Origin of the sequence: Citrobacter sp. TBCS-14 (assembly GCF_005280805.1) — a bacterium.
Classification (GTDB): Bacteria; Pseudomonadota; Gammaproteobacteria; order Enterobacterales; family Enterobacteriaceae; genus Citrobacter; species Citrobacter gillenii.
This window is the reverse complement of sequence record NZ_SZWM01000685.1, coordinates 1-841: the sequence shown is the minus strand read 5'-3', so window position 1 is coordinate 841 and position 841 is coordinate 1. Positions and strand designations below refer to the sequence as shown.

The 841-nt window shown below is 48.3% G+C and carries 1 protein-coding gene; it reads right to left on the bottom strand.

Translation table 11 applies throughout. The features are described from left to right. Positions 1–841 (bottom strand): hypothetical protein (locus tag FDX22_RS20695; protein ID WP_222592543.1); only part of this gene is annotated, 841 nt, incomplete at both ends.

Genomic DNA, 841 nt, shown 5'->3' with positions numbered 1-841 from the left:
TATAACCTGGTACCGTCGGTACACCGGCTGGTGTAACCTTCGTCGCATCACGTGGGTCATTTGGATAGACTACTCTTGGTACTCTAGGGAAGTTCCCATCACTTGAGCTTGGTACCAATGATCCGACTTTCGTGTATGTCACGGTCTCATTAACATCTGCTGAATCGGCATTCAGGTCAGTTACGACAGCTGTCTGCGCTTTATCAGCTACAGATCCCGACACCACTGGACTAACAACGGCATCAAAGGTTGTATCACCATTTGTCGCTGTCCAGGCGGTTGTTCCAGCACCACTCGTAATCACTTCACCAGTAACGTTATCGACAACGACGGTTCGTGTGAAGTTGACAGAATCAGTGTGCGGCTTGGCCACTACGTGTCCAGTCTGATCAACATAACTGACGGTCTCATGGACCGTCTTATCATAGTTGGTGCGAGTTGGCCACTTTGGTCCATCTGGTTCATCTGGATGGATTGGCGCTCCCGGTGTCTGTGGATCCGTTGGATTCACTGGCGTCAGCTGATGCTTCAAGTGAACCGTGAAGTTCTGAGCAGTTTTGTCATCATTGTCGAATGTCAAATCTGCTGGATAGCCATCAGTAACTAACTCATACCCGTGTTTCTTATAATCCGCAATGCTGCCACTGGTACTATAACTGGATTTCGAGCCCGTTGTTCCTGAAATTGAATCCGTCTTTAAAGTTTTGCCGGTCGTATCATCAACGTAGCTGACACTACCTTTTTGCTGATCTGCGGTATAGGTGATCGTTGTATCTTTCGTCGGATCACTTGGCTGATAACGGCTACCGGGTGTCAAAACATGACCTTCTGGATCATGTGC